This window comes from Leucobacter sp. USHLN153 (assembly GCF_037145615.1).
In the GTDB taxonomy this organism is placed as follows: Bacteria; Actinomycetota; Actinomycetes; order Actinomycetales; family Microbacteriaceae; genus Leucobacter.
Genome location: NZ_JBBCXE010000001.1, coordinates 316,617 through 336,905 on the forward strand (window position 1 = coordinate 316,617; position 20,289 = coordinate 336,905).

17 protein-coding genes are annotated in these 20,289 nt (G+C 67.5%); 7 read left to right on the top strand and 10 right to left on the bottom strand.

Going from position 1 to position 20,289, the window contains the following annotated elements:
* Window positions 1-14: 14 nt before the first annotated feature.
* The 3 genes from sucC to WFH00_RS01430 all read right to left on the bottom strand — a co-directional run bounded on the left by sucC (window position 15) and on the right by WFH00_RS01430 (window position 3,251).
* Entirely contained in the window at window positions 15-1,181 is a 1,167-nt protein-coding gene (sucC, locus tag WFH00_RS01420; protein ID WP_336658784.1) for an ADP-forming succinate--CoA ligase subunit beta, read from the bottom strand.
* 86 nt (window positions 1,182-1,267) lie between these two features.
* Entirely contained in the window at window positions 1,268-2,212 is a 945-nt protein-coding gene (locus WFH00_RS01425) for a GGDEF domain-containing protein (RefSeq protein ID WP_336658786.1), read from the bottom strand.
* Between the two features lie 82 nt (window positions 2,213-2,294).
* Window positions 2,295-3,251 carry a GGDEF domain-containing protein gene (locus tag WFH00_RS01430; protein WP_336658788.1) on the bottom strand — a complete coding sequence of 319 codons (957 nt, stop codon included), beginning with the start codon at window positions 3,249-3,251 and terminating at the stop codon, window positions 2,295-2,297.
* Between the two features lie 233 nt (window positions 3,252-3,484).
* On the opposite strand from WFH00_RS01430, the gene WFH00_RS01435 reads away from it, so the two are divergent.
* The gene (locus WFH00_RS01435) at window positions 3,485-4,114 is read left to right on the top strand and encodes a TetR/AcrR family transcriptional regulator (protein ID WP_336658790.1); all 630 of its coding nucleotides are present in this window, start codon (window positions 3,485-3,487) and stop codon (window positions 4,112-4,114) included.
* Window positions 4,115-4,178: 64 nt separating this feature from the next.
* Here WFH00_RS01435 and WFH00_RS01440 read toward each other — a convergent pair whose 3' ends face one another.
* Window positions 4,179-6,737, bottom strand: a complete 2,559-nt coding sequence (locus WFH00_RS01440) for an ATP-dependent helicase (protein ID WP_336658792.1) — start codon at window positions 6,735-6,737, stop codon at window positions 4,179-4,181.
* 89 nt (window positions 6,738-6,826) lie between these two features.
* Between WFH00_RS01440 and WFH00_RS01445 the strand changes: the two genes are divergently transcribed.
* Window positions 6,827-7,849 (top strand): asparaginase domain-containing protein, encoded by a 1,023-nt coding sequence (locus WFH00_RS01445; protein ID WP_336658793.1) that lies wholly within the window; start codon window positions 6,827-6,829, stop codon window positions 7,847-7,849.
* On the opposite strand, the gene WFH00_RS01450 is transcribed toward WFH00_RS01445, so the two are convergent.
* Window positions 7,794-8,873: a glycerophosphodiester phosphodiesterase family protein gene (locus WFH00_RS01450; RefSeq protein ID WP_336658795.1), complete on the bottom strand. Its 1,080-nt coding sequence runs from the start codon at window positions 8,871-8,873 to the stop codon at window positions 7,794-7,796. The two genes, WFH00_RS01445 and WFH00_RS01450, sit on opposite strands and share 56 nt — an antisense overlap.
* Window positions 8,874-8,995: 122 nt before the next feature.
* Here WFH00_RS01450 and WFH00_RS01455 point away from each other — a divergent pair, with 122 nt between their 5' ends.
* Complete coding sequence (locus WFH00_RS01455; RefSeq protein ID WP_336658797.1) at window positions 8,996-9,823, top strand: Bax inhibitor-1/YccA family protein; 828 nt, start codon at window positions 8,996-8,998, stop codon at window positions 9,821-9,823.
* 189 nt (window positions 9,824-10,012) lie between these two features.
* Here the strand turns inward: WFH00_RS01455 and WFH00_RS01460 are convergent, their stop codons facing one another.
* The 3 genes from WFH00_RS01460 to WFH00_RS01470 all read right to left on the bottom strand — a co-directional run bounded on the left by WFH00_RS01460 (window position 10,013) and on the right by WFH00_RS01470 (window position 12,462).
* Window positions 10,013-10,462, bottom strand: a complete 450-nt coding sequence (locus tag WFH00_RS01460) for a cupin domain-containing protein (protein ID WP_336658799.1) — start codon at window positions 10,460-10,462, stop codon at window positions 10,013-10,015.
* Between the two features lie 185 nt (window positions 10,463-10,647).
* Complete coding sequence (locus WFH00_RS01465) at window positions 10,648-11,421, bottom strand: IclR family transcriptional regulator (RefSeq protein WP_336658801.1); 774 nt, start codon at window positions 11,419-11,421, stop codon at window positions 10,648-10,650.
* Between the two features lie 27 nt (window positions 11,422-11,448).
* Window positions 11,449-12,462, bottom strand: coding sequence for an AraC family transcriptional regulator (locus tag WFH00_RS01470; protein WP_336658803.1), 1,014 nt, complete (start codon window positions 12,460-12,462; stop codon window positions 11,449-11,451).
* 155 nt (window positions 12,463-12,617) lie between these two features.
* On the opposite strand from WFH00_RS01470, the gene WFH00_RS01475 reads away from it, so the two are divergent.
* Genes WFH00_RS01475 through WFH00_RS01490 form a run of 4 tightly spaced genes read left to right on the top strand, consistent with a single transcriptional unit; the run spans window position 12,618 to window position 16,918 of the window.
* Window positions 12,618-13,394 carry an SDR family oxidoreductase gene (locus tag WFH00_RS01475; protein ID WP_336658804.1) on the top strand — a complete coding sequence of 259 codons (777 nt, stop codon included), beginning with the start codon at window positions 12,618-12,620 and terminating at the stop codon, window positions 13,392-13,394.
* Between the two features lie 39 nt (window positions 13,395-13,433).
* Complete coding sequence (locus WFH00_RS01480) at window positions 13,434-14,687, top strand: styrene monooxygenase/indole monooxygenase family protein (protein WP_336658805.1); 1,254 nt, start codon at window positions 13,434-13,436, stop codon at window positions 14,685-14,687.
* Between the two features lie 36 nt (window positions 14,688-14,723).
* On the top strand, window positions 14,724-15,335 hold the full coding sequence (locus tag WFH00_RS01485) for a flavin reductase family protein (protein ID WP_336658806.1): 612 nt from the start codon (window positions 14,724-14,726) through the stop codon (window positions 15,333-15,335).
* The gene (locus WFH00_RS01490; protein ID WP_336658808.1) at window positions 15,332-16,918 is read left to right on the top strand and encodes a phytoene desaturase family protein; all 1,587 of its coding nucleotides are present in this window, start codon (window positions 15,332-15,334) and stop codon (window positions 16,916-16,918) included. Before WFH00_RS01485 ends, WFH00_RS01490 begins: the two co-directional genes overlap by 4 nt.
* A gap of 97 nt (window positions 16,919-17,015) precedes the next feature.
* On the opposite strand, the gene WFH00_RS01495 is transcribed toward WFH00_RS01490, so the two are convergent.
* Window positions 17,016-17,789, bottom strand: a complete 774-nt coding sequence (locus WFH00_RS01495) for a cyclase family protein (RefSeq protein WP_336658809.1) — start codon at window positions 17,787-17,789, stop codon at window positions 17,016-17,018.
* 91 nt (window positions 17,790-17,880) lie between these two features.
* Window positions 17,881-20,289: a bifunctional salicylyl-CoA 5-hydroxylase/oxidoreductase gene (locus tag WFH00_RS01500; protein ID WP_336658811.1), complete on the bottom strand. Its 2,409-nt coding sequence runs from the start codon at window positions 20,287-20,289 to the stop codon at window positions 17,881-17,883.

The window sequence follows — 20,289 nt, forward strand, 5'->3', positions numbered from 1 at the left end:
TCTTTCGTCTCGGATCAGCGTGCGTTGGCGAGCTCGGCGGCCTTGTCGGCGCCCTCGTCCATCGTTGCGGCCAGCGTCACGAGCGGGTGCGCCGCCTCGTTCAGAATTCGGCGCCCCTCCTCGACGTTATTGCCGTCCAGGCGCACGACGAGCGGCTTGTTCGCAGCCTTGCCGAGCTTCTCCAGCGCGCCCACGATGCCGTTGGCGACCGCGTCGCACGCGGTGATACCGCCGAACACGTTCACAAAGACCGACTTCACCTGCGGATCGCCGAGGATCACGTCGAGCCCCGCAGCCATGACCTCTGCAGAGGCTCCGCCACCGATGTCGAGGAAGTTCGCGGGCTTCACGCCCCCGTGGTTCTCACCGGCGTAGGCCACGACGTCGAGCGTCGACATGACGAGGCCAGCACCGTTGCCGATGACTCCGACCTCTCCGTCGAGCTTCACGTAGTTGAGATCCTGCGCCTTGGCCTTGGCCTCGAGCGGATCCTCAGCCGACTTGTCGGCCAGATCCGCGTGCTGCGGCTGACGGAACTCAGCGTTCTCGTCGAGCGAGACCTTGCCGTCGAGTGCGATGATGTCACCGGCGCCCGTGAGCACGAGCGGATTGACCTCGACAAGCGTCGCGTCCTCGCCCGTGTAGACGTCGTACAGCTTCTGGAAGACGGGAACGACCTTGCTGATCAGCTCTTCCGGGAACTTCGCTTCACGAGCGATCTCCTCCGCCTTTGCCGCGTCGATGCCGACGATCGGGTCGACGGTCACGCGCGCCAGAGCCTCGGGCTTCTCGACTGCGAGCTGCTCGATCTCCATGCCGCCCTCGACTGAAGCGAGCGAGAGGTACGAACGGTTCGCTCGATCGAGCAGCACCGAGAAGTAGAACTCCTGCGCGATGTCGGCGCCGGCGGCAACCATGACGCGCTTCACCGTGTGTCCCTTGATGTCGAGCCCGAGAATCGACTGCGCCGCTGCGAACGCCTCATCCGGGTTCTTCGCGACCTTGACGCCGCCGGCCTTTCCGCGGCCGCCGGTCTTCACCTGGGCCTTCACCACGACAACGCCACCGAGCTTCTCAGCGGCCGCGCGCACCTCTTCGGGTGTATCGGCGACGATACCGGCGAGTACCGGCACCTCGTATCGTTCGAATAGGTCTCGTGCCTGGTACTCGTACAGATCCACGTACTGTCCTTTGTCTTGGGGAGTCAGGGTGATCCGAGGCAGAAAAGTGTCTCGATGTCGAGGTAAGTCGACCGTCCTAGAGCCTATCACCGGCTCGCGGCAGGCCCCTGACCGCGTGCCACTTTGATGCGGATCAACGTCGCGTCAGCACGGGAGAGCGCCATTTCGAGTGGCTCCCCGGGCAGCGCCTCTGAGATCCCCCACGACCACGCCGCATCCGAGGCGGCTCGCGTCTCACGCAGCAGGCGATCCGCTGTCGCGGCATCGGTGCGCAGCACCACCGCGAACTCGTCGCCGCCGAGCCGCGCGACGAGGCCGCCCGATCGCCCCGAGCTCCCCCGCACGGCAGCCATCGCCCGCCACAGCTGCACTGCGGATGAGAGCGCGGCGTCGCCGGCAGCGTGGCCCCCGAGATCATTGAGTCTCTTGAAGTCGTCGAAGTCAATCATCGCCACCGAGACCGGCTCCCCGGCTCGCTCCGCTCGCCTCCGCACGTTCTGTTCGAGCGCTGCGAGTCCGCGACGATTCAGCGCCTGCGTGAGGGAATCGGTTTCGGCGTGGCGCTGGAGCTGGCGCCGCACGAGGCGCGCTCCGAAGAAGCAGAACAGAGAGACGAGGATCGCGTACGCCACGATGAGATTCGGGTCGACGACGCCCTTTCCCATATCCGGGTTGACCCAGAGCACGACCAGCAGGCGCCCGACACCGACGGCCATGAGCGTGGTGCCCACCCGGGACTGGAAGAACCATCCGAGGTACAGCGCCACGAACGGCTGATGCAGCAGCGCGTTGATCTCCGCATGGGCGTGGGTGGAATTCAGCATCAAGTAGGTGGACCACGTCTCGATGAACGCGAGCGTCACGGCACCAGCCCAACGAGGATACCGTCGCCCGACGCACAGCGGAATGAGGACGGAGACCGCGAGGCTCACCAGATGCCAGGTGAGAAGCACGCGATCAAGGTCCTCGTGGCCGGCGAGAAGATCGGAGAGCACGACGAGGGCGAGGGCCGCCGGTAGCACCGCGCTCACGCAACTGAACGGGCTCTGCCAGCGGGCGGCACGTGACCACGCCTCTCTGAACGTGTCGGCGAGACTCGCCGGTACGCGACGCCTATCCATCTCGTGACCGTTGCTTGCGTTTGTGCTCGTAGAGGAGTCGGTCCGCGCGCTTCCAGAACTGGGCAATGTCTTCGCCTGACTCGTACTGCGTGGCGCCCCAGGACCAGCGGTGCGGAGACACCTCCAGCAAGCGCTCCGCGATGCGTGCGGCGCTCGCCGAGTCAGTGCCGGGAAGGAGGAGCGCGAACTCGTCGCCGCCGATCCTGCCCACCGCGTCACCCGCGCGCATCTCACGAAGCCACACCGCGACCGTGCTTTCGAGCGCCTCGTCACCGGCGGCATGACCACGCTCGTCGTTCATCCGCTTCAGACCATCGAAATCGATGGCGACGATACTGAGGGGCGCTCGCGCGCGGCGCGCGCAGTGCAGTGCGCGCTCCTCGAAACGTGCGCGTGTCAGGGCTCCCGTGAGCGGATCAACCGACTCGTTTCTCACTGCTCGACGCCACAGATACAACCCCGCCGCGTAGCAGAGAACAAGACCGAGCAGGCCGTTCACCGCGACCGGGAACCCGATGAGCCCGCCAGGCCAAAAGAGCGGGTTCGACAGCATGACCGCACAGAACGTCAGCACGCCAGCGAGCGCGATGGGGACCGCGAGCAGCGGGCGCACGAACCATCCGAGATACAGGGCGACGATGGGGAGCTGTTGGAGCGAGGAGACGACCGACTGCGGATCATCAGCAAGGCTCAAGAAGTACGCGTGCGCCCCGAAGAAGAGCACCACTCCGAAGATCCCGAGTGCGCGGGGCACGCGGCGTCCGGCTGCGAACGAGATCGCGCTCCCGATGAGAGCGATCACGAGCAACGTCCAGATCAACCAGCGTTGCTGCATGTGCTGATGGAGCAGAAGATCGACGATCAGTGTCGCCGCGAGGAGCAAGCCAGCCGAGGCCAGCAACCACGAATGCGCGTCTTGACGCCGCAAGAGCAAACGCAACGAGGACATGGGCCGCCCCTCCCTTTGCCGTCGCCGCAAATCCCCCGATTTCGACTGCCCAGAACTCAGGCTACAGGGGCGCGCGACCTTTTCCGAGACTTCTGCGCGACTCGTTCAGAACATTTCGCCACCCGGCTGCGTCGCACTTTATTTCCCAGCGATGCTCACTACACTCGATGCATTGCATCGCTGGCGTGCCCACCGGGGAGCCGCCCCCGCCGGTGCATCGGGAGAGCCAACACGTGACCATCACCGAGAACCTGCAGCCTGAGGGCCTCCGTGCCCGCAAGCGCCGCCGCACTGAGAACGCGATCGAATCCGCGGCGGTTTCACTGGCGCTCGATCTCGGCGTGAGCGAGGTCACGGTCGACGCTATCTGCGAGCGCGCGGACATCTCTCGCAGCACGTTCTTCAACTACTTCGGGTCTCGGGATGACGCCATCGTCGGGAGGGCCATCGAGATCGCGGATCACGAGGCCGCCTTTGCCGTGCTCGACAGCAGCCCCGACAACCTGCCGCTCGGTCTCTTCCGGCTCCTCTTCGCCGCAATTGGGCATCGCCGCGTGAACGCCGAGGTTGCACGTGAACGCATTCGGCTCATCGGCGAGCAGCCCGAGGCCGGCCGGCTCGCTCTCGCGTCGCTCTTGCAATCGAGCTACCAGTTGAATGCCGTCGCTATCGCGTGGCTCAGGGCGCGGCCGGAGCACGCGAAGCTCGAATCGCCCGAGCGGGAGGCGATGTTCGCGGTATCGCTCGTCAACGGCGCAGTTACGGCCCAGATTGCGGTATGGGCTGCAGGGACGGGTGATGTCGACGCCGACGAGAGCGAGTTTATCGCCGCCCTCGACGATTTCCGCGCCGTGATCGGCTGAGACCGCGCTCCGCTGAGCCGTCTGGCTGACGGTCGACCTCCGCGGTCGAGCTCGCGCTCGGCCCTCAGGCCTCGATCTTCGAGATCGGCGCGAGCTTCACGAGGAGCTTGCGCTCCCCCACGGAGTCGAAGACGACGTGCGCGATCCGCTTCGTGCCCTCACCCGTGACGCCGGTGACACGACCCTCGCCGTACTCATCGTGCTGAATGCGGTCGCCCGTGGCGAGCTCGAGATCCCCGTTGTCGCGAACAGAGCCACCGACGAGATTGGGGAAGCCTCCCCCGGCCGCCTGCGCCTCCTTCGCGAGTCGCTTCCGCTCGCGCCACTTGTCGAGCGCCGACTGCATGTTGCCGCTCGCGGGCTCGCTCACGGCGGCCGAGCCCGATGACGAGCCGGAGCCCCCGCCTGCGAACGACACCGAAGAATCGGTGCGACTGCGCGACCAGGATCCGCTCTGGCTCCGCGGCGCGTTGAGCGCGCGCGACGCCGTGCCGCCCCGCCCCGTGACCTCGCCGGGCGACTGCCGCCAGTCGATGAGTCCCTCGGGAATCTCCTGCAGGAAGCGTGACGGCATCGCCACGGACACGTCACCGAAGGTCGCTCGGGTCGATGCCAGCGTGAGGTAGAGCCGCTCCCGTGCCCGCGTGATCCCGACGTACATGAGGCGGCGCTCTTCGCTGATGCCCCCGACCTCGTCGACCGACATCTGGTGCGGCAGCAGGCCTTCCTCGACGCCCGTGATGAAGACCGCCTTGAACTCGAGGCCCTTCGCGGTGTGCATGGTCATGAGCGACACCGTGCCGCTCGAGTCATCGAGGTCATCGGCCGCAGCGACCAGGCTCACCTCGGTGAGGAACGCCAGGAGCCCCGCGCCCGGCTGCTTCACATCGAATTCCCGCGCCACCGCCAGGAGCTCCTCGAGGTTCTCGGCACGTGCGTCGTCTTGCGGGTCGCGCTTCGCCCGAAGCTTCTCGATCATCTCGGTTTCGTCCAGGATCAGCTTCAGCACGTCGCCCACGGGGGCCGGCACCGCGGCCTCATCGGCGATGTCAGTGGATCCGCCTCCCGCCGCCATCCGCGCCGCACGGGCGAGCAGCTCGCCGAGCTCCCGCACGGTGCCGCGCAGCTTCGGCCCGAGCGCGCTGACCTCGTTCGCGCGCAGCATCGCCTCGTGGAACGTCAGCCCCTGCGCCTCCTGGAAGTTCGCGAGGTGCGCCTCCGCCATCGGGCCGATGCCGCGCTTCGGGGCGCCGAGCAGCCGCGACCACGCGATCGGATCGAAGGGGTTCGCGATGCTCGTGAGGTACGCCATCGCGTCCTTCACCTCGGCGCGCTCGTAGAACTTCGTTCCGCCGAGCACCCGGTACGGGATCGCGGAGCGGATCAGCAGCTCCTCGAGGGCGCGCGTCTGAGAGTTCGTGCGGTAGAACACCGCGACATCGCTGTAGGCGAGCCCCGCACGGTGCAGATCCTCGATCTCTTCCGCGACGAAACGTGCCTCGTCGTGCTGCGAGTAGCCGGTGAAGCCGACGATCCGCTCGCCGTCGCCCTCCGAGGTCCACAGCCGCTTCTCCTGGCGGTCGAAGTTATTGCCGATGACCGCGTTCGCGGCCGACAGAATGTTCTGCGTCGACCGGTAGTTCTGCTCGAGTTTCACCACCTCAGCACCGCTGAAGTCGCGCTCGAACTCGACGATGTTGCGGATGTCGGCGCCTCGGAAGGCGTAGATCGACTGGTCCGAGTCACCCACGACCGTCAAGCTCGCCGGCGCGATCCGGCCGCTCGCGTCGAGCTCTCGCGCTCGGGCCGGAGGCATCAACCGCTCGACCTCCTCGGGCTCGACCGGGCGCGTGAGCTCGCGAATCAGGGAGTACTGCGCGTGGTTCGTGTCCTGGTACTCGTCCACGAGAATGTGCCGGAACCGCCGCTGATAGATCGCCGCGACGTCGGGGTGCGCGCGGAAGAGGTGCACCGTCTGCCCGATGAGGTCGTCGAAGTCGAACGCGTTCGCGCGACGCAACTCTTGCTCGTACATCTTGAAGATCTCGACGAACAGCCGGTCCCGCGGGTCGTTCTCGTTCATCGTGCCCGCGAACGCGTCCGCGTCCGAGAGCTCGTTCTTCAGACGCGAGATCTTCGCGCCCGCGTTCGCGGGAGTGAACCCGTAGGTATCGGCATCCAGCTCCTTGATGATGCGCTTCAGCAGCGCGCGCGAGTCGGCCGAATCGTAGATCGTGAAGCCCGACACGTAGCCAAAGCGCTCGGCCTCGCGCCGCAGAATGCGGACGCACGCGGAGTGGAACGTCGAGATCCACATTCCCTGCGAGGCGTCTCCGAGCAGCCCCTCGATGCGCTCCCGCATCTCGGCCGCAGCCTTGTTCGTGAAGGTGATCGCGAGGATCTGGCTCGGCCACGCCTCCTTCTCGCGAATCAAGTGCGCGATGCGATGCGTGAGCACCCGGGTCTTGCCCGAACCCGCGCCCGCCACGATGAGCAGCGCCGGGCCGCGCGCCGTCACCGCTCGCGCCTGCGCAGGGTTCAGACCATCGATCAGGGGGTCCGCACCACCCGTTGGCTGGCCGATGGAAAGCCCGGAAGGGTCGAGAAGTTCGAAGTCGCTCATCGTACGGATCAGTCTACGATCCGCCTCCGACATTCATTGCGCTCACCGGAAGTCCACAGGAGTCTCCACAATCCACCAGAATAGGAGGCATGTCTGCTTCCGCTCGCCCCTCCGTGCTGATCTTCGCCACCGGGGGCACGATCGGCATGCGTCGCACCGAGGCCGGCCTCGCCCCGGACCCCGACTTCGCCAGCGTGCTCGAGTCTCTGGTCGAACGCATCTGCCGCCCGCTCGGCATCGACCACCGGGTCAATCACCTCTCCCCCGCGATCGACAGCGCCAACGCCGATGCCGAGACCGCCCCGAAAATCGCCCGCGCGATCCGCGCCCGCGTGCGCACGCAGCGCCCCCGCGGCGTCGTCATCACCCACGGCACCGACACGCTCGCCTACACCGGCGCGCGCCTCGCTTTCGAGCTCGCCGACCTCGGCGTTCCCGTCGTGCTCACCGGGAGCCAGCTTCCCCACGGCACCCCCGACACCGACGCCATCGACAATCTCACCCTCGCGATCCGCGCAGCGGTCAAAGCTGCACCCGGCGCCCCCGCGGCGATCGCATTCGGCGGCGAGATTCTGCCCGCCGTGCGCGCGACGAAGTACGACAGCGTGTCGCTCACGGCGTTCCGAGCCGAACTCCCCCTCTCGCCCTACGCGATGGGCACGTCGATCCTGCCCGAGGCCTCGACGAGCGACGAGCAGTCGCTCACTCCGGCCCGAGTGCTCAGCTTCCGCTTCGTGCCCGCGGTCACAGCGCGTGACCTGCGCGCGGCCGTCGGCGGCGGCCCGGATGCGCTCGTACTCGAGTGCTACGGCAGCGGCAACGCGCCTATGGCTCGGCCGGGGATGCTCGGCACCCTGCGCGAGATGTGCGAGGCGATTCCCGTGGTCGCGATCACGCAGTGCACGACGGGAGGCGTCAATCTCGACCGATACGCGGTCGCGCGCGAGCTCGACGCCGCCGGTGTGATCGACGGCGGCGATCTCTCCGTCGAATCAGCGACGGCGAAGCTCGGCTTTCTGCTCGACCGCGGCTACCGCAGCTTCGAGCTCCAAGAGCTCATGCACGCGAATCTGGTCGGAGAGCGCTCGCCCCGGATCCCGCCGGAGGAGTAAGGCCGCGGGCGTCACTGCCGTCGCGAGCCGCGAGCCCCAGCTCCGGGTGGTCCACGAAGACGCCGTCGACGCCCGACGCGAGGATCATCGCGAACTCGGCCTCCCAGTCGCCCCAGGCCGCAGGGTCGCGATCTGAACGGAACCGCGCGCTCAGGAAGCGGTTCTCGGGCCTGAGTGTCCACGTGAACGCGCGGAGCCCTCGAGCGTGCGCCCGGGCGACGAGATCGGTCGGTCCGACCGCACGGCCCTTCGCGTCGCACCGCAGCAGGTCGATCTTCGAGACGCTGATGCCGCCGACTCGACCCGCGAGGAGCTCGAGACCCGCGTCGCTGCGGTACCACGCGTAGTCCCGGGCCGCCGCGCCCGAAAGCGGCTCGTCCGCCGGCGCGCCGAGGTGCTCGGCGAGAAAGACGAGTTCGGCGCGCACACCGGCCTCGCGCAGCCGATGCAGCGCTCCCAGCTCGAAGGACTCGATGACCAGCCGCTCCGGTCGATCCGCCCAGCCCGCCTCCGCGAGTTCCTGCATGGCGAGCGCGGCGAGATCGAAACCGCGGTCCGCGAAGTAGCGCGCGTGCTTGATCTCGACGACGAGGCCGATGTCGCGGCCCAGCTCCGCGCTCTGTTCGTCTACGATCGCGCAGACATCGCGCAGACGCAGGATCCCCTCGCGTCCGTCGAACGCAACGTTCTCGGGTCGCAGCGCGGGCAACCGCTCACGGCAGCGCAGGGTCGCGATTTCCTCCCAGGTGAAATCCTCCGTGAACCACCCGCTAACCTGCACGCCATCGACCCACTTCGTCGCGCGCAGGTGCTCGAACTCCGGACGATCCGCCACGTCGGTCGTACCCGAGATCTCGTTCTCGTGCCGCACCACCAGCACCCCATCGCGAGTCGCCACGATGTCGGGCTCGACGAGGTCGACTCCGGCCGCGCAGGCGAGGCGGTACGCCGAGGCCGTGTGCTCGGGCCGATACCCCGGGGCACCTCGGTGTCCGATGACGAGCGGCCTCGGCTGCGTAACCATATCGCTCAGCCTACGGCCGTCGCGGGAAGCGCGGTCGATCGGGGCGCAGAAGTCACAGCCGATCCGAAGCGCGCACTCCATAAACTAAGGGTGTCCCATACGCCTGGAAAGGATTCCGACGCATGAGCAATCCGGCTCTTAGTAACAACCCCGCCCTCAACGGTAAGACGCTTACCGCTGAGGAGCTGCGGCGCATTTACGAACAACCCGCTGCGCAGATGCAGCGCCCGGGCATCGATACGCCCGCCACGGAGGCCGGATTCGGTGGGCAGCAGCCCCCCGCTGTCGCGCCCTCCGAGCGTCCGATGACCTACGAGAACACCATCTCGAAGACCGTGCTGCTCTTCGTGATCGTGCTCGCCTTCGGTGCAGTCGGCTGGTTCATGCCCGCCCTTGCCTTCCCCGCGGCGATCGTCGGGCTCGTGCTCGGTCTCGTGAACTCCTTCAAGAAGCAGCCGAGCGTGCCGCTCATCGTGCTCTACGCGGTCGCCCAGGGCATCTTCCTCGGCGGCATCTCGGGCATCTTCGAGGCGCAGTGGTCGGGCATCGTCTCGCAGGCGATCATCGGCACGCTCGCCGTGTTCGGGGTGACGCTGCTCCTCTTCCGCAGCGGCAAGGTGCGCACGAGCCCCAAGCTCAACAAGATCTTCATGGTTGCGATCTTCGGGTACCTCGCGTTCTCGGTCGTGAACGTCGTGCTGATGCTCACCGGTGTGAATCAGGATCCGTGGGGGCTGCGCAATGGCTGGCTCGGGCTCGCGATCGGCGCGCTCGCGGTGCTGCTCGCGGCCTACTCGCTCGTGATGGATTTCGAGCTGATTCAGAACGGCGTGCGCAATCGCGTCCCTGAGAAGTGGGCTTGGTCGGCGGCCTTCGGTCTGATGGTGACGCTGATCTGGCTGTACGTGGAGATTCTGCGCATTCTCGCGATCCTGCGCGGCAGCGACTAAACACCGCACGAAAAAGGGTGGCCCGGCGATTGCCGAGTCACCCTTTTCACTTTTCGGGGAGCTGCGCGACGCGTCGGCCTCTGTCCGGCCGCGGCGTCTCGCCTCCTGCAACAGCAAATCCGCCGCCAACAGCACCACTCGCGGAGGGTGTGTACTGATGACGGCGGATCTACTACTGACGGCGAGCGATCAGTCGCGGTACTCGAGCTCGATGTCGGCGACATCCTGGTCGGTGAGGTTCACGACGATGTTGTCGGGGTTGCGAGTCGTGAGCCAGATGAGCTCCTGGGAGCGACTCACGTTGCCCTCGATGTGCGGCACGAAGGGCGGCACGTAAACGAAGTCGCCCTCCTCGAAGTAGATGATCTCCTCGTAGCGCTCACCGAAGCGGATGTACCCGCGGCCCTGGTAGACGAAGCCACCGGTCTCGGCCTCGCCGTGGTGGTGCGGATCGGAGTGCTCACCGACGCCCGTGTGCACGCGGCCGAACCAGAGGTCGACAACGTCGGTGTTCTCAACGGAGACGCCCGAGTAGCGCTTTGCCTTGCTCGTCTGGCCGGGCGCGAGGGGCAGCTCGTCGCGGCGCTGCACGCTGATGCGCTTGAACGGGCGACCCTTGGGATCGAGTTCTTCTGACATGTGTGGATCCTTCCTTGGCTTCCACCTCGCGTCCGCCGGTGGAAGCGAGGTTGCGTACTTTGAAGGTACCTGCAGAAGGAAACTCGTGATCGCATTTTCCGTATAGCGGGAAAAGTGCGGGAGTGAGCGCGCGCAGGCCGCGGGTCAAGTGGGGGCGGATCGGCGCAGCGCGATCCGCCCCGCCGTCAATACGCCAGATGCGCCTCGATGCGCCCGGCCGCCGCCCGCAACTGGGCGAGCAGCTTGGCCTCACCCGCCGAGAGCTCGGTTCCCGCGGCGAGCGCGCCCATGCGCGAGAGCGGTGCGGCGATCGTGAGGCTGCTGATGACCTCGCCGCTCGGGCGCCGCACCGGGACGGCGAGCGCGTACATATCTTGCTCGGACTCTCCGCGGTTCCGCGCGAAGCCGGCGCGCGCTACCGCGTCCAACTCGTCCCAGAGGCGGTCGGGATCCCCGATCGACGACGCGGTGGGGGTTTCGAGGGGCTCGCGCAGCAGCACCTCTCGCACCTGGTCCGCCGAGAGCGCGGCGAGCAGCACTTTCCCGCCCGCGGCCGTGTGCGCGGCCGGCCCCTGCCCCACGCGACTCGTCACCCGCACCAGCCGCTGCGATTCCACGGACGCCGCGAACAGGCAGCGTCTCCCCCGGAGCACGGAGAGATGCACGGTCTCCTCCGTTGAGCGCTGCAGCGCCTCCATGACCGGGCGGCTCACCTCCACGCAGTGCTCGAGCGCCGACACCGTCGACGTGAACAGCATCGCGGGGCCCAACTCGTAGCGCTTGCCGTCGGCCTCCTGCCGCACGAAACGCTGCTCACGGAGCGTCGCGACAAGTCGGTGCGCGGTCGACACGGCGACACCGAGCTCCGCGGCGATTTCGGAGATGCGCATCGGCCCACGATCGCGGAGGAGGTGCACCACCTCAAGCGCCTTCGTGACTGAGTTCAGAGTGCCGCTCATTCCAGCACCGTATCGCTCATCGGAGGTTCATCGCTTGAGCGTCTCGCCCGGTGTCTCGCCGAAGCGCCTCCGATACTCGATCGAGAACCGCCCCAGATGGGAGAACCCGGCACGCTGGGCAATAGCGGTGACGGTGTCGCGCAGCGGATCCGCCGCCTCGAGCAACTCGCGCGCGCGCCGGAGTTGCGCGTCTCGCAACAGCGCCGTGGGTGTCGTCTCCCGCGCGGCGCGGACGTGGCTCTGCAGGGTGCGGAGCGGCACCCCGAGCTGCTGCGCGAGTTCGACGACGCCGACGCCCTGCGCCACTCCCTCCTCGAGCGCCGCTTCGAATCGCTTCACGAGGTGGTCGGGGTGCGCCGCGGACGTTTCAGGGGCCGCCGACCAGACACCGAGCGAGCGACTCACTGAGTTCTCGACCGCCGTGAGCAGTCGGGTGAGGAGCAGTTCTGCGCTGAGCCGACGCGCGTAGGTGCCGTCACTGGTGTGACGCTCCAGTACCTCATGGTGCTCGACGAGCGCGCGCACGAAGTCGCTCCCCTCGCGCGTATCGAGCCTAAGCTGGAGCGCGAGCTCCAGCCGATCCGCATCGACCCCGTACATCGCGTGGGCGACCGCCTGCAGCCGCTCGCGATCCGCATACAGAATGAGCGTCGGCGCACCGGCGTCCCACCGCATGCGGAAGTCACGATCGAGCGGCGGGACCGTTGCCACGCTGGGCGACGAGTCGACGAACGCATGCCCGGCCTCGAGGGTGGCGCGACCGCGCAGCGGGATCTGCACGAGGTGGAAGCTCTCGAGCCCCCTGGGCACGTTGATGCTCACCGCTTCGCCGTAGTCGAGCAGGTCGATTCCGACGCCGGAATCGTGCGCGGACCGCAGGGTCATCCGCACCTCGCCTCGCTCGAGCGGCGCGAGGCGGTGCTCGCAGAACACTCGCGAAACGGTCGCGTGCGCCTCCTCGACCGTGTCGGCGCGAGCGGCCGGACGCTGCGAGAGCACGTCGGCACCACGCGGCAGCGCGGCACGCATCGGTGCGCCCATCTCACTCCCCTTCGTTGGAGAACTTCGTCAAGCGGATAGGGTCTGCGCCCACTGGATAGCGCACCCTTGCGCTCCTCCGCTGTGATGGAGCCAAGCATAACGATGCCGCGGCCGGCTTTCCACGGTCGCCGTTCACTGGAGAACAGGAGCAGTTCATGCACGAACTCACCGACCGTGTCGCACTCGTCACCGGAGGTGCCACCAAAATCGGTCGCGGCGTCATCGACGTCCTGCGCGACGCCGGGGCGACCGTGGTCGTCGCGGACATCGACGATGCCGGGTTGGCCGCGCTGCCGAGCGAGGTGGACTCGCAGCGCAGCGACATCACGGACGACGACGCCGTGGCCGCCCTCATCGCGGGGATCGGCGAGCGCCACGGCGGGCTCGACATCGTCGTGAACCTCGCGGCTACGTACCTCGACGAGGGCGCGGAAACGTCGCGCGCCGACTGGCTCGCGGGGCTGAACGTCAACGTTGTGAGCGCGGCGCGGGTCTCCGCCGAGGCGCGGCCGCTTCTCGCGCGCAGCGGTCACGGCAGCATCGTGAATTTCACCTCGATCTCTTCCGGGATCGCGCAGACCGGTCGGTGGGTGTACCCCGTGAGCAAGGCGGCATTGCTGCAACTCACGCGGCTGCAGGCGCTCGACTACGCGCCCGACGGGATCCGCGTGAACTCCGTGAGCCCGGGTTGGACCTGGTCGAACGTGATCGAGGGGGTCTCCGAGGGCAACCTCGACCACGCTGACCGGGTGGCGTCCGACTTCCATATCCGAGGCCGCCTGGGCCGACCGGAGGAGGTCGGGCAGGTCGTCGCGTTCCTCGCCTCGGATGCCGCGAGCTTCGTTACCGCCGCCGACTACGCCGTTGACGGCGGGTACTCGGCACTCGGCCCGGAGCGGCAGAGCCCGGCGATTCCGCTCCTCGCCCCCTGATTCGTTCCCTCCCCTCACCGCTCTTCGAAAGGCCTTCTCATGTCACAACGTCGTATCACCATCGTCGGCGCCGGTCAGTCCGGCCTGCAGCTCGGCCTCGGCCTCCTCCTGCACGGCTACCAGGTGCGCCTCATCTCCGACCGGACGCCCGAGCAGATCCGCGCCGGCCGCGTAGCGTCGAGCCAGTGCATGTTCTCGAAGTCGCTCGAGTACGAGCGCGCTGTCGGCATCAACCTCTGGCCCGACGCTCCCCCGGTCGAGGGCATCGGGTTCACCGTGCCGCACCCCGAGCAGCCGGGCGAGCAGCTCTTCAGCTGGGCGGGCCGCCTCGATGCGCCGGCGTACGCGATCGACCAGCGCATCAAGTTCCCCGCGCTCATCGAGCTGTTCGTGCAGCGTGGTGGTGAGGTCGTGTACGAAGAGGCCGACATCGCGGCGCTCGAACGCTACTCTGACGACTCCGAGCTCGTGATCGTCGCCGCGGGCAAGGGCGAGATCGCCCGCGCATTCGTCAGGGATGACGCGCGCAGCACCTACGCCGAACCTCAGCGCGCGCTCGCACTGACGTACGTGAACGACCTCGAGCCCTCGCCCGACTTCTCACGCGTCGCGTTCAACCTCATTCCCGGGGTCGGCGAGTTCTTCGTCTTCCCCGCTGAGACGATCACCGGGCCGTGCCACATCTTCGTGTTCGAGGGTGTACCCGGCGGCCCGCTCGACCGCTGGCAGGGCCTGACGCCCGAGGAGCACTTCGACGCGTCGATCGACTTCCTTCAGACCTACCTGCCGTGGGAAGCGGAGCGGGCTGAGAACGCGAGCCTCACCGACGACCTCGGCGTGCTGCAGGGCCGTTTCGCACCCACGGTACGCCAGCCCGTCATGCAGCTCCCGTCGGGCCGCACGGTGCTCGGCATGGCCGACGTCGTCGTGCTCAACGACCCGATCACCGGCCAGGGCTCGAACAACGCCTCGAAGTGCGCACAGGCCTACCTCGACGCGATCCTCGACCACGAGAACCTGCCGTACGATCGCGCCTTCCAGCAGAACACCTTCGAGCGCTTCTGGGCGCGCATCAAGCCGACTGTCGACTGGACCAACGCACTGCTCATGCCGCCACCCCCGCACGTGCTGCAGCTGCTCGGTGCAGCCGCGCAGTACCCCGAGATCGCGCACCGTTTCGCCAACGGCTTCGTCGATCCGGTCGATTACGGCGACTACTTCCTGAACCCCGAGGGCAGCGAGCGCTACCTCGCCGAGGTCGCCTCGCGCGCGGAGGCTCCGCGCGCGGCGTGAGCTTCCATCCCTACCGAGCGAGAGAAAGGATCACCCATGCAATCGATCACTGAAGACCCCACCGCCTCGTCGCTCGCGGCCGCGAGCATCGACCACGCGAGCATCGACCAGCAGTCGGGCGCCCATGAGCACACGGGCATCGAGACCGATGCGCCCGGGTTCGACGCCCGCGATCTGCGCAGCGCGTTCGGACAGTTCGCTACCGGCGTGACCGTCGTCACGACCACGACGCCGAGTGGCGAGCGAGTCGGGGTCACGGCGAACTCGTTCACGTCGCTCTCGATGGATCCCCCGCTGGTGCTGTGGTGCCCGGGGCGCCACCTGAGGAGCCTGCCGGCCTTCGAGGAGGCGAGCCACTTCGCGATCAACGTGTTGGCGAGCGATCAGCACGAGCTCTCCCGCAGGTTCGCGGTGGGGGCGAGCGACAAGTTCTCGGGCGTGGAGGTGCGCGAGGGGATCGCGGGCCTCCCCTTGATCCCGGGCACCCTGGCGACGTTCGAGTGCGAAACCGTCGCCCGGCACGAGGCGGGTGACCACGTCATTTACATCGGCCACATCCGCCGTTATGCACACACCTCCGCAGAACCGCTCGTCTTCCACGGCGGCCGATATCATGACACCACAACCCACAAAGCGGAGGGCTCATGACAACGGTCGTCATCGGCAGCGGTATCAATGGAATGGTGGCGGCGGCAGAGCTCGCTCGATCCGGGGTCTCGACGGTACTCGTCGAGCGGAACGCCCGGATCGGGGGTTTTGTCGCCGCTGAGGCGGAGCGGACCCTTCCGGGGTTCCTCCACGACACCTACTCGTCGTGGCATCCGCTCTTCGTATCGAGTGCGGCGTACGGCGAGCTCGGGCCGGAACTTGCGAAGCGCGGTCTCGAGTACAGCAACAGCGACGATGCGGTGACAGCGAGCACCTCGAATGTGCAGGGCGAGCGTCGTACCACGATCGCCTACCGCGACCCCGCGCGCACCGCCTCGGGATTCTCGCAGCAGCAGGACCAGGACGCGTATCTGCGCATGCTCGATACCTTCGGGCCGCGGGCGCCGTTCATCTTCGGGGCGCTCGGCGCGGAGCTCGGTTCGAAGCGCGTGCTCGGCGGCCTGGCGTGGAAGGCGCTTCGTGCGCTGAAGCCGAGCGGTATCGAATCGCTCGCGCGGGACTCGCTGTCGAGCGCGCGCAGCTTCATCCGGCGGAACTTCGCCGGATGGGAGGTCGACGCACTGTGGACGCCGTGGGGTCTCCACTCAGGTCTCGGCCCCGATCACGCGACGGGCGGAATGATGATCCCCGTCTTCGCCGCCGCGATGCATCAGTTCGGACTGCCCGTGGTGACCGGGGGCGCCGGCAAGTTTCTGACCGCCTTCGAGCAGTTGCTCCGCGACTCGGGCGTCGAGATCCGCATCGGCGAAGAGGCCGAGCAGATCGTCGTCGAGGGCGGCAAGGTCATGGGCGTGCGCACATCGAGCGGCCTCATCCCGGCCGACACCGTGCTCGCCAGCGTCGCCCCGGAGGCGCTGTACGGACGCTTGCTCGCGGCGTCCCCGCAGGTGACGAAGCAGCGCACCGACGCGCCCGCTTACCGACCCGGGCGGGCTGCGATGCAGTTGCATTTCGCGCTCGATCGTCCGCTGCAGTGGGAGGATCCCGCCCTGCGGGCGACCCCGCTCGTGCACGTGAGCGACGGGTCGGGCAGCACCGGAATCGCCTGCGCCCAAGCCGAGGCGGGCCTGTTGCCGAGCGAACCGACGATCGTCGTCGGGCAGCAGAGCGTCATTGACCCGAGCCGCGCGCCCGAGGGCCAGGCGACCCTGTGGCTGCAGCTCCAAGAGGTGCCGTTCGCGCCGATCGGCGACGCGGGCGGAGAGATCGATGTCACGGGCGGCTGGGACAGCGGAGATCTGAAGCAGCGCTACGTCGACCGCGTGCTCGATCGCCTCGAGACCTTCGCGCCCGGCCTACGCGAGTCCATCCTCGCGAGCGACATCATCGCGCCGACCGACCTGCAACGCGCGAACCCTAACGCGATTGCGGGCGATCCGTACGCCGGATCCGCAGAGCTCGACCAGAACCTGCTGTGGCGCCCGTACCCGGGAGCGGCCGGCCACCAAACGCCCGTCAACGGCGTGTGGCACATCGGTGCGGCGACTCACCCCGGCCCGGGCCTGGGGGCGGGATCCGGCCACATCGTCGCGCAGCGCATCATCACCGGAAAGACGCGCTGACCCGTCCGGCCGAGCCGCCGCACCCCGACAGCACGCAACAGGCCCCCGCTTCATCACGAAGCGGGGGCCTGTTGCAGTTTCCGAAGTTCTCGCGGAATCAGCCGTTCACGAGCGCAAAGATGCGCGAGGGGCTGCCGCCGCCGCCGACGATCGGGAGCGGCGCGACCACGATCACGGCACCGGTCGCGGGAAGCTCGGCGAGATTCTGCAGCGAGGTGATCCCGTACTTGTCGTTGCCGAGCAGGTGGTAGTGCATCGCGAAGGGCGGATCGAGCTCGGCGCCGCGGCCTGCATCGATTCCCACGGTCTCCACGCCGACGCCCGAGAGCTTGGTTTCCTCCGCGAGCCACTTGGCGGTTTCCGCCGTGAAGCCCGGAGTGTGCGAGCCGCTCTCGTCGGCATTCAGGAACGCCTCCTTGTCGTCCGCGAAGCGATCCCAACCGGTGCGGAAGAGCGCCCAACCGTTCTCCGGCAGCGCGCCGTGCTCGGCCTCCCACGCCTTGATGTCATCGACGGTGATGAGGTAGTCCGGGTCCTGCTCGACCTGAGCCGTGAAATCCAGCACGACCGCGGGGCCGACCAGACGCTCGGGCTCGATGCTCGCGATGTCCTTCCCATCCTTGCCGCTGATCCAGTGCACGGGGGCGTCGAGGTGCGTGCCGATGTGCTCGCCCGTGTGGATGTTGTGGTGCATCCAGAAGGGGCCGGGCTCGTTGAAGCGGCTGACCTCCTCGAGGCTGAAGTCGATGAGATTCTCGAAGGGGTCGGGAAGCCGCAGCGTGGGGGTGTCAGCGGAGAGCGTGTTCGTCAGATCGACGATGCGCACGCTTCCCGAGGCGAGTGCGGCGGCAATGTCAACGGTGCTGGTCATATTCGGTACTCCTCATTGAGATTGTTCGGTTCGGGATCAGTGATCCGCTGGGCGGGCGACAGCGCCCGCCCAGCGGATCACGGTACATCGGTTAGGACACGGCGACCGGCTCGCGCTCGCCCGCCGGCACGGTGCGACCTCCCACCCACCGGGTGTGCGTGTCATCGATCACCGGGGCGGTGCTGAGCAGTTCGAGCCGCGGGCGGATCGCATCGGTACGCGCCGACGGAGGCTTCCGCCGTCCGGCGCGGTACTGGTTGATCCAGGACGCGGCGTCCCCACGATAATTCTGGTCTGCCGCGGCGTGCAGTGTCCAGTGCGGATCGTAGAGGTGCGTGCGTCCGATGGCGACGAAGTCGCAACGACCCGCGATCAGCAGCGAGTTGACGTCGTCGTACGACGAGATCGCGCCCACCGCGATGACGGGGACTCCCGCCCGCTCCGCAACGCGGTTACGGATCTTGTCGGCGAACGGCGTCTGGTAGCTGCGACCGAACAGGGGCTTCTCGTGCTTCGCGACCTGGCCCGAGGAGACGTCGATCGCATCGGCGCCGCGCGAGATGAACGCGGCCGCGATCTCGACCGCATCATCGTCGGTGTTGCCGCCCGGCACCCAGTCGTGTGCGGAGAGGCGCACGATCAGTGGGGTCTCCTCGGGAAGCGCCGCGCGCACCGCGTCGAAGACCTCGAGCGGGTAGCGCAGACGATTCTCGAGGCTGCCACCGTACTCGTCGGTGCGCGTGTTCGAGATGGGCGAAAGGAACGACGACAGCAGGTAGCCGTGCGCCGCGTGCAGCTCGACGAGGTCGAAGCCAGCCTCGCCCGCACGGCGGGCCGCGGCCACGTAGTCCGCGGTGATGCGGTCCATATCGGCGCGCGTCGCTTCACGCGGCGTCGCGCTGCCCGGGCCGTAGGGAATCGAGGATGGGCCGATGGGCTCCCAACCCCCGGTCTCCACCGGCTCGTCGATGCCCTCCCACATGACCTTCGTGGAGCCCTTGCGACCCGAATGCCCGAGCTGGGCACCGATCTTCGCCGTGGAGTTCTGGTGGACGAAGTCCACGATCCGCTTCCACGCGTCACGCTGCTCATCGGTGTAGAGACCGGCGTCAGCCGGCGAGATGCGTCCGTCGGCCGACGGCGCGATCATCTCGGTCATCACGAGCCCCGCACCGCCGATGGCGCGGCTCCCGAGGTGCACGAGGTGGTAGTCGCTGACGACGCCCTCCTCAGCCGTGTACTGGTCCATCGCCGAGACGATGACGCGGTTCTTCAGCTCGACGCTGCCAATGCGCGCGGGCTGGAACATGGCGGGGATGTTCTCGCCCGAGGCGCTCTGCGCGAAATCGAGCTGCACGCGCTCCGCGTACTCGGGGTCGCGCACCTCGAGGTTCTCGAAGGTGATGCGGCGCGAGCGCGTCATCAGGTTGAAGGCGAACTGCTCCGGCTCCTGATCCGCGTACTGGCCGATGTTCTCGAACCACTCGAGCGATGCCTGCGCAGCGCGCTGCAGCGAGAGCACGACCGGGCGCCGCTCGGCCTCGTACGCCTCGAGCACCGCGGGAATGTCGTCGGGCTGCTCGTGCAGGTTCGCGGCGAGCGCGAGCGCATCCTCGAGCGCGAGCTTCGTGCCCGATCCGATCGAGAAGTGCGCGGTGTGCGCGGCGTCGCCGAGCAGCACGACGTTCTCGTGGCTCCACTTCTCATTGCGCACGGTGTTGAACGTGATCCACTTCGAATTGTTCGTCAGCAGGTTCGCGCCGTCGAGCTCCTCGGCGAAGATCTCACCGAGCTTCGCAACCGACTCGTCGTCGCTCACACCGGGCGGGAAGGTCTTCGACTCGCTCGCGTCGAAGCCGGCGCCGCGCCACACGTCCTCGTGCATCTCCACCAGGAAGGTGCTCTCGGTAGCCGAGTACGGGTAGGCGTGCACCTGGATGATGCCCCACGGCGTGTGCTTGACGTGAAAGGTGAACGCCTCAATTGCACGGTCGAGCCCGAGCCAGATGAACTTCGACTTGCGCGGATCGAGCGACGGCTGGAACGACTCCGCGTAGTGCGGGCGGATCCGGGAGTTGATGCCGTCGGAGGCGATCACCAGATCGTAGTCGCGGGCGAGCTCATCGACATCCGGCGCTTCCTGTTGGAAGTGGATGGTGGCGCCGAGCTCCATTGCGCGACGCTGCAGGAGGATGAGCAGTTCCTTGCGGCTGGTTGCCGCAAAGCCCTGACCACCGACGACGATCTCCTCGCCCTTGAAGTGAATGTCGATGTCGCTCCAGCGGGCGAAGCTCTGCTGCATCGCTTCGTAGAACTCGGGATCGGCGTTCTCAATGCCGGTGAGCGTCTCGTCACTGAACACGACGCCGAATCCGAAGGTGTCGTCGTGAGCGTTACGCTCCCACACCGTGATGTCGTGAGTCGGATCGAGTTTCTTGGCGAGGACGGCGAAGTACAGCCCCGCGGGGCCTCCTCCGATGACGGCGATTCTCTTTCCCAT

Bases quoted from the DNA above. Each gene is read 5' to 3' on its own strand.
- WFH00_RS01485 (WP_336658806.1), top strand. From the start codon at position 14,724: ATGCAATCGATCACTGAAGACCCCACCGCCTCGTCGCTCGCGGCCGCG.
- WFH00_RS01440 (WP_336658792.1), bottom strand. From the start codon at position 6,737: ATGAGCGACTTCGAACTTCTCGACCCTTCCGGGCTTTCCATCGGCCAG.
- WFH00_RS01500 (WP_336658811.1), bottom strand. From the start codon at position 20,289: ATGGGAAAGAGAATCGCCGTCATCGGAGGAGGCCCCGCGGGGCTGTAC.
- WFH00_RS01450 (WP_336658795.1), bottom strand. From the start codon at position 8,873: ATGGTTACGCAGCCGAGGCCGCTCGTCATCGGACACCGAGGTGCCCCG.
- WFH00_RS01495 (WP_336658809.1), bottom strand. From the start codon at position 17,789: ATGACCAGCACCGTTGACATTGCCGCCGCACTCGCCTCGGGAAGCGTG.
- WFH00_RS01480 (WP_336658805.1), top strand. From the start codon at position 13,434: ATGTCACAACGTCGTATCACCATCGTCGGCGCCGGTCAGTCCGGCCTG.
- WFH00_RS01490 (WP_336658808.1), top strand. From the start codon at position 15,332: ATGACAACGGTCGTCATCGGCAGCGGTATCAATGGAATGGTGGCGGCG.
- WFH00_RS01460 (WP_336658799.1), bottom strand. From the start codon at position 10,462: ATGTCAGAAGAACTCGATCCCAAGGGTCGCCCGTTCAAGCGCATCAGC.
- WFH00_RS01475 (WP_336658804.1), top strand. From the start codon at position 12,618: ATGCACGAACTCACCGACCGTGTCGCACTCGTCACCGGAGGTGCCACC.
- WFH00_RS01465 (WP_336658801.1), bottom strand. From the start codon at position 11,421: ATGAGCGGCACTCTGAACTCAGTCACGAAGGCGCTTGAGGTGGTGCAC.
- WFH00_RS01455 (WP_336658797.1), top strand. From the start codon at position 8,996: ATGAGCAATCCGGCTCTTAGTAACAACCCCGCCCTCAACGGTAAGACG.
- WFH00_RS01470 (WP_336658803.1), bottom strand. From the start codon at position 12,462: ATGGGCGCACCGATGCGTGCCGCGCTGCCGCGTGGTGCCGACGTGCTC.
- WFH00_RS01445 (WP_336658793.1), top strand. From the start codon at position 6,827: ATGTCTGCTTCCGCTCGCCCCTCCGTGCTGATCTTCGCCACCGGGGGC.
- WFH00_RS01430 (WP_336658788.1), bottom strand. From the start codon at position 3,251: ATGTCCTCGTTGCGTTTGCTCTTGCGGCGTCAAGACGCGCATTCGTGG.